Origin of the sequence: Streptomyces laculatispora, from assembly GCF_017353455.1 — a bacterium.
GTDB classification, from domain to species: domain Bacteria; phylum Actinomycetota; class Actinomycetes; order Streptomycetales; family Streptomycetaceae; genus Streptomyces; species Streptomyces laculatispora.
Genome location: NZ_JAFMPZ010000462.1, coordinates 1 through 4,596, shown reverse-complemented (window position 1 = coordinate 4,596; position 4,596 = coordinate 1). Strand labels below are relative to the sequence as shown.

Genomic DNA, 4,596 nt, shown 5'->3' with positions numbered 1-4,596 from the left:
CCGCGGCGGAACCGGTGCCTGACAACGCGTCCCCCTCCGGTGTTCAGCGGTCAGCCGCGGTATCCCTCGACCTCGTCGGCCGGGCGGACCCGGGCCTGTGACGGGTCCTCCCCGAACTCACTCAGTGCGCGGCGCTGCCGCAGCAGGTCCCAGCACTGGTCGAGCCGGACCTCCACCGTACGCAGTCGCTTCTGCTCCTCGGCGGTGAGGCCCGGGTCCCGGCCGCCGCGGTCGCGCAGGGTGCGCTCCTCCGCGACGAGCCCGTCGATGCCGCCGATGATGTCGTGCTCCTGGTCGTCCATGACGTCTTCGTTCCTCTCGGTGAGCTCGGAGATGTCCTGGTGGCGCGGCTCAGCGCTGGCCGTGGTTGCGCAGCACGATGACGGTCTTGCCGCGGGCCCCGCCGGTCCGGTTGCGGTCCAGGGCCTGCGGGGCCTTCTCCAGCGGGAGTTCGATGTCGATGGGTACGCGCAGCACGCCCTCCGCGGCGCCCGCGGCCAGGACGTCCAGCAGGACGGGGCTAGGGTCGAGCCGGAAGTCGATGCCGCGCACGCCCTCGGGGAGCGCCGCCCCGGCCGCGACGCCGCGGGTGCTGAGCGCGATACCGCCGGGCCGGACCGTCGAGGCGTGGGCGGCGAACGCCTCCGGGGTGCCGGAGACCAGATCGGCCAGCGCGTCGATGCCGTCCGGGCAGACCGCCCGCACCGAGTCGGCCGTCGGGCCCCGGGTGGTGTCGACCGTGGCGGTGGCGCCCAACGACCCCATCCTGGACCGCTCGTCGCCGCGCACCGCCGCGATCACGCGCACGTCCCGGGCCCTGGCGAGCTGGGTCAGACAGCTGCCGACGCCGCCCGCCGCGCCGATGATCAGCAGGCTCTCGTGGCCGCGGAGCACCGCCGTCTCCAGGATCTGCGCGGCCGCCATCCCGGCGGACGGCAGCGCGGCCGCGATCCGGGCGTCCAGGCCGCGCGGGACGAGGGTGATGGCGGCGTCCTGCGGGACGCAGACGTAGTCGCAGTACGTACCGGCGCCGACCGGCGGGCCGGCCCGGCCGAAGACCTTGTCACCGACCCGGAAGCGGTTGTCGCCGTCGCCGATCATGTCCACCCGGCCCGCGAAGTCCACGCCGACGACCAGCGGGAAGACATGCGGGACCTGTCCGTCCAGGGAGCCCTCGGCCGTCTGCCAGTCGTAGGGGTTGAGGGAGGCGTACTCGACCCTCACCCGTACCTCGCCGGCTGCCGGTTCCGGCTTGGGGACCTCGACCAGTGCGGGGTCGGCCCGGAATGCGCCGACGGCGATGGCTCGCATACGGAAGACCTCCCAGTAGCCCCCGGCCAGTGCACGCCATCCACTCTTCCCCGGCCCGCCCGCGCGCGCACGTCGGCGCCCGCGGGACGCATCCCTCACGCGTCGGGCGACGGTACCGGCAGCACCCGCTGGGCCCAGATCCGGGCCGCCACCGCGCACACCGCCAGGGCCAGTCCGGTACCGAAGACGATCCACACCGTCGTGCGCAGGGACGCCGTCAGCGCGTCGTAGACCGCGGCCGCCCCGTCGGTCTCGTTGCCCGGCACCTCGGCCAGCACCCGGTTGCGGGCGAGGGCGAGCACCCCGCGCAGCAGCAGCGCGCCGGCCGCGAAGCCGGTCCCGGTGACGGCGGTGGCGGCCAGCGCGGCGAGCGCGGAGCCCCGGCGGCCGGGCCCGCCGCGCACCCAGGCCACGGCCACGGCCAGCAGGGCGAACACCAGCGTGCCGACGGCCGGCCAGATACTCGCGGCCCGCAGCCACCGGAAGCTCTGGCGCAGCTGGTCGGCCCGGTCCGCGGAGACGATCTGGATGTCGGTGTGCTCGATGGGGATGCGGTCGGCGAACGGCACCCCGTTGTCCAGCAGGTTCTGCTTCACCTGTTCCGTCACGGGCGCCAGGTCGATGGTGACGCTCTTGCCGGTCCCGCCGTCCAGCGCGGCGGTGACGGCCTCGTGGGCGGTGCGGTTGGCGGCGGTCCAGGCGGCCCGGAAGGCATCGGTGGTGGTGAAGGACTCCACGGCCTGGTGCAGGAAGCCGCGCACGGTGTCCGCGAGCGGACCGACGTCGATCTGCTTCATCGCCTCGTCGGTGATCAGGTCGGCCACGGTCTTCTGCACAGCGGGATCGGAGGCGAGCGGCGCCACGGCGGCGACGTAGCGGTCCGTGTTGTCGATCTCCAGATCGACCCAGGCGGAGAGCGCGCTCAGCGGCACCAGGACGGCGAGGAGCACCAGAAGTGCCGCCGAGAGCGCCGTGGAGAAGAAGGTCCGCACCTCACCAGGGAATCCCGGATGGGCCGGGAGCGCTCCGGGCCGTGCGCCATTCGAGTTGCCGGGCGGCGCGAGCAGGTGTGCCCTGGAGGGGAAGAGGGGGCGACGGAAGGAGCTTCCCGCCATGGCCGCACATGCTTCGGTGCAGGCACGCGGAACGCGCGCGCCTGCACAGCGTCACTCCATCCTCAGCTGGGCGCTGCCCGTCACGCTCGGGGTGATCCTCGGCTGGTACGCGACGTCCATCGTTCGGGGCGGCGGAGTGCTCACCGGCGGGCAGCTCGCCCTCGGACTGATCTCGGGCGCCGTCCTCGCGGTGCTCTGCCTCGCCCTGGGCCGGATGCAGAAGCGGCTGCCGCGCGAGCTGCGGGCGGCTGCCTACGGCGCGCTGTTCGGCGGCTCGATCGGCTTCCTGTACAGCCTGTCGGACAAGAGCGTGCTCGCTGCCTCGGTGCTGGGCCTGCTGACCGGGGCGGCCATGCTGCTGGCCGCGTTCTACGTCTTCTACACGCACGAGAACTGAGCACCTCGGCCCCGGTGCGCATCCCTCCGTGAGCCATCCTTGACCTTCTCCGCGGGGGAAGGCCAAGGATCGGTGTGCCGGGCGAGCACCGCCCGGTATGAGGAGGCACGAGGTGACGGACGACGGGCAGGGGCGGCCGCCCGAAGCGGCGCTGATGACGATCGGGGCGTTCGCCCGGCTGTCCCGGCTGTCCGCGAAGGCGCTGCGCCGATACGACGAGCTCGGTCTGCTGCGGCCCGCTCTGGTCGACCCGGTGAACGGCTACCGGTACTACGGCCGGGCGCAGGCGCGGACGGCCAGGCTGGTGGCCTGGCTCCGCCGGATCGGCATGCCGCTCGCCCGGATCACGGAGGTGATCGCGCTGGACGCCGGCGCGGCCGCCACGGCGATCCGGGGGTACTGGGCGCAGGTCGAGGCCGAGACAGCGGTCCGCCGGGACCTCGCCACCTTCCTCATCGACCAGCTGTCGACGGAGGAAGCCATGACACAGGTGGGAACGCTCGGAATCCGGTACGCGGCACGCACCGACACCGGTGCGGTGCGGGAGACCAACCAGGACGCGGCGTACGCCGGAGCCCGGCTGCTCGCGGTCGCCGACGGGTTCGGCGAGGGCGGCGCGGGGGCGAGCACGGCGGCGATCGACGCCCTGAAACCGGTGGTGCGGGCAGCGGTGCCGGCCGCGGAGCTGCTGAACATCCTGCACGACGCGGCGGAGCGGGCCGCGCGGGCGGTGCGGGACGCGGTGGCGGGGAGCGGGGCGCCCGACGAGTCGGGGACCACGCTGACCGCGATGGTGTGGACGGGTGCGCAGCTGGGGCTCGTGCACATCGGGGACTCGCGGGCGTATCTGCTGCGCGGGGGCGAACTGTTCCGGATCACGCACGACCACAGCCTGGTCCAGTCGATGATCGACGACGGCTCGCTCACCGAGGAGGAGGCCGCCTCGCACCCGCAGCGGGCGCTGCTGCTCAAGGCGCTGTCGGGCGGCGGCCAGGACGGCTCCGGGCCGGCCGAGGGCTCCGGTCCCGACCTGGGGGTGCGGGACGCCCGTGCCGGTGACCGCTATCTGCTCTGCTCGGACGGGCTCTCGGCGGTCGTCGACGGCAGGGAACTGGCCGGCGTGCTCGCCGCGGCGGACGGCCCCGGGACGGCTGTGCGCGAGCTGGTCGCGCTGGCCGGTGCGGCGGGCGCCCCCGACAACGTGGCCTGTGCGGTGGCGGACGTCGTGTCGCTGTGACGGCACGGGGCGGGCCCGCGCGATCGTGCTGAACGCGCGGGCCCGCCCCCTGCTCGTGTCGCGTCGGGCGTCAGCCGCGCACCACCGTCACCGGGCACGGCGCGTGCTGGGTGACGTGGAGGCTGACCGAGCCGAGCAGGGTGGCCTTGAAGCCGCTGTATCCGCGCGCGCCCACGACCAGCAGACTCGCGCCCTTGGCCCGGTCCAGCAGGGACTGCGCCGGGTTGCCGATCACCACGACCTTGCTGACCGCTGCGGCACCCACCGCGCCGAGGGCCTCCTCCAGCGCCTCGGTGAGCGACACGGTGGCCAGGGCCTGCGGGTCGAAGTCCTCCGGCAGGCCCGGCATCATGGACGCCCAGCTGGTGGAGGGGTACTCCCAGCTGTTGACGGCCTCGACCGTGTCACCGGTCAGCTCTGCCTGGCGTACGGCCCAGTGCAGTGCCTTGATCGACGACTCGGAGCCGTCAACGCCCACCACGATCCTGCCCATCTCTGCCTCCAGCTCGGTTCGGCACGGTTGCACGGGTGCGCCG

6 protein-coding genes are annotated in these 4,596 nt (G+C 73.9%); 2 read left to right on the top strand and 4 right to left on the bottom strand.

The window, feature by feature from the left end; translation table 11 throughout:
* Nucleotides 1-50 precede the first annotated feature (50 nt).
* The 3 genes from J1C73_RS22590 to J1C73_RS22580 form a co-directional block, all read right to left on the bottom strand.
* Nucleotides 51-302 (bottom strand): DUF2630 family protein, encoded by a 252-nt coding sequence (locus tag J1C73_RS22590; protein ID WP_124284493.1) that lies wholly within the window; start codon nt 300-302, stop codon nt 51-53.
* Nucleotides 303-351: 49 nt separating this feature from the next.
* Nucleotides 352-1,311, bottom strand: a complete 960-nt coding sequence (locus J1C73_RS22585; protein WP_207318020.1) for an NADP-dependent oxidoreductase — start codon at nt 1,309-1,311, stop codon at nt 352-354.
* Nucleotides 1,312-1,406: 95 nt separating this feature from the next.
* On the bottom strand, nt 1,407-2,303 hold the full coding sequence (locus J1C73_RS22580) for a hypothetical protein (RefSeq protein WP_207318019.1): 897 nt from the start codon (nt 2,301-2,303) through the stop codon (nt 1,407-1,409).
* A gap of 121 nt (nt 2,304-2,424) precedes the next feature.
* On the opposite strand from J1C73_RS22580, the gene J1C73_RS22575 reads away from it, so the two are divergent.
* Both J1C73_RS22575 and J1C73_RS22570 read left to right on the top strand, forming a co-directional pair.
* On the top strand, nt 2,425-2,823 hold the full coding sequence (locus J1C73_RS22575; RefSeq protein WP_207318018.1) for a hypothetical protein: 399 nt from the start codon (nt 2,425-2,427) through the stop codon (nt 2,821-2,823).
* Between the two features lie 97 nt (nt 2,824-2,920).
* On the top strand, nt 2,921-4,060 hold the full coding sequence (locus J1C73_RS22570) for a MerR family transcriptional regulator (protein ID WP_372446722.1): 1,140 nt from the start codon (nt 2,921-2,923) through the stop codon (nt 4,058-4,060).
* A 70-nt stretch (nt 4,061-4,130) separates the two neighbouring features.
* Here the strand turns inward: J1C73_RS22570 and J1C73_RS22565 are convergent, their stop codons facing one another.
* A complete protein-coding gene (locus tag J1C73_RS22565; RefSeq protein ID WP_123460335.1) occupies nt 4,131-4,553 on the bottom strand; it encodes a universal stress protein in 423 nt (140 codons plus the stop codon).
* Between the last annotated feature and the right edge of the window lie 43 nt (nt 4,554-4,596).

Excerpts from the sequence above, each read along its gene's own strand:
- J1C73_RS22590 (WP_124284493.1), bottom strand. The coding sequence starts at position 302 with ATGGACGACCAGGAGCACGACATCATCGGCGGCATCGACGGGCTCGTC.
- J1C73_RS22585 (WP_207318020.1), bottom strand. The coding sequence starts at position 1,311 with ATGCGAGCCATCGCCGTCGGCGCATTCCGGGCCGACCCCGCACTGGTC.
- J1C73_RS22575 (WP_207318018.1), top strand. The coding sequence starts at position 2,425 with ATGGCCGCACATGCTTCGGTGCAGGCACGCGGAACGCGCGCGCCTGCA.
- J1C73_RS22570 (WP_372446722.1), top strand. The coding sequence starts at position 2,921 with ATGAGGAGGCACGAGGTGACGGACGACGGGCAGGGGCGGCCGCCCGAA.
- J1C73_RS22565 (WP_123460335.1), bottom strand. The coding sequence starts at position 4,553 with ATGGGCAGGATCGTGGTGGGCGTTGACGGCTCCGAGTCGTCGATCAAG.